The 1,568-nt window shown below is 75.4% G+C and carries 2 protein-coding genes; one reads left to right on the top strand and one right to left on the bottom strand.

Features of this window, described 5'->3' with window-relative positions; all coding sequences use genetic code 11:
* Nucleotides 1-160 precede the first annotated feature (160 nt).
* Nucleotides 161-805, top strand: a complete 645-nt coding sequence (locus AC2CJA_RS26595) for a hypothetical protein (protein WP_484605203.1) — start codon at nucleotides 161-163, stop codon at nucleotides 803-805.
* Between the two features lie 456 nt (nucleotides 806-1,261).
* Here the strand turns inward: AC2CJA_RS26595 and AC2CJA_RS26600 are convergent, their stop codons facing one another.
* Nucleotides 1,262-1,456: an antitoxin gene (locus AC2CJA_RS26600; RefSeq protein WP_484605204.1), complete on the bottom strand. Its 195-nt coding sequence runs from the start codon at nucleotides 1,454-1,456 to the stop codon at nucleotides 1,262-1,264.
* Between the last annotated feature and the right edge of the window lie 112 nt (nucleotides 1,457-1,568).

Below are 1,568 nucleotides of genomic sequence, written 5' to 3' on the forward strand. Positions count from 1 at the left end.
ACCGACGAGCGCGCGCAGGCGCCCGGCCGAGGGGCCGCCCGGCGCGGCCCGGGCGCCGGGCGGCGGGGCACCGCACGGGTGCGGGTGCGCCCGTCCGGGCACCCTGGAGACCACGGGGGGCTCCGGCCGGGGACGCCCCCTTTCACCGGAAGGGGTGCCCATGGTGAGGAACGCTCAGCGGTTCCAAGGGTGGATCGCCGGTGTGGGGACGGCCTCCGGGACGCGGATCGTCCTGGGACACTGGCCCCGGTCGCCGTTCGGCCCGTTCAGCGACGTGATGCTGGAGCGGGCCGACGGTCAGCGGCTGCTGCTGGCCCCGTCCCGGCGGGTCGCGGACTTCGTCGCCGCGGTCTACCGCTTCGACCGGGTGCTGGTCGTCCCGGTGGTGGTGGACGCGGCCGGACGGCACTGGCACGTCACGGCCGGACCGCTGCGGACGCGCCTCACCACCGGCCGCCGGGGCGGGCTGGGGGCGCTGCTGCGGTGCGTGCCCGCACCGCTGGCCGCCCGGCCCGCCTGGGTCGCGCTCACCGACCTCCCCGCCCGGCTGATGCCCGGAGTGCGGACCCGGGGCAGCGCGGGAGGCGGATACCGGGAGTGGTACGGCGTACGGGACCTGCGCGGGATCACCTCGGTCGAGGCATCCTGGGAGGGCCGGGACCTGGGACCGCTCGCGCCGGTCGACCCGCCGGTGCGGTTCGGGTTCGGCTCCGCGCCCCGCACGCCCGCCCTGGTGCGGGTGGTCACCACCGTCGCGGGGCCGCGGGAGCCCTCCGCGTCTGCCCCCGGCGGCGGAGGTCTGTAGCGTGGGAGACGTCCTCGCGGACCTCGGAGGTGCGGCATGCGCGTTCCGGCCATGCACACCGAGGGGCTGACGAAGCGCTTCGGCACGGTGACCGCCCCGGAGGACCTGGACCTCCGGGTGGGACAGGGTGAGATCCCCGGCTTCCCGGGCCCGTGACTTCAGCGATCCGGCGAGCTTGCTCTCCTCCCTCTCCATGAGGGACTCGAAGTCCTGCCGGGCGAGCTCGAGCCCGATGCCGCCGGGGCCCCGGTGACCAGGGCCGGCGGAGGGTGTTCGGCGGTGTGGTGATCGCTCACGCCGACCGGGTGTCCCCTCGCGGGCAGCCCTCACCCGTGGACCCGGAAGGGGAACGCCGCCCCGCTCGCCCGGTACCGGCACGGTGACGCGTGCGGGCCCGCCGGTCCGCCGCGCACCGGCGGCCCCGCCGTTCCGTGTGGTGCCCCGTTCCGGCCCGCCCTATCGCGGCCGGTCCTCCTCGTCGCCGTAGGAACGGCGCACTGAGTCGGCGGCCTTGTCCGTCTGGGCGTCGTACTTGTTGCCGGTGCGCTCGTCGATCGTCCGCTCGGCGCGGCCGACGCCCTTGTCCGCCTGGTCGGGGTGGCGCTTGGCCATCTTCTTGGCCTTGTTCGCCATATCGCCCAGCTTGCCCATAACGGCCTCCTCGCGGTGGTGTCGTACCGTCTTGCTGCATATCGCCTAACCGCTGGCAAATGGTGGAAACATGCTGTCGTCCGGCGAATGCCCACCGGGCGGCGCGGCCGGC

It is taken from the genome of Streptomyces sp. ATLC9 (assembly GCF_057196705.1).

Coding starts and splice junctions, on each gene's coding strand:
- AC2CJA_RS26595 (WP_484605203.1), top strand. CDS start 161: ATGGTGAGGAACGCTCAGCGGTTCCAAGGGTGGATCGCCGGTGTGGGG.
- AC2CJA_RS26600 (WP_484605204.1), bottom strand. CDS start 1,456: ATGGGCAAGCTGGGCGATATGGCGAACAAGGCCAAGAAGATGGCCAAG.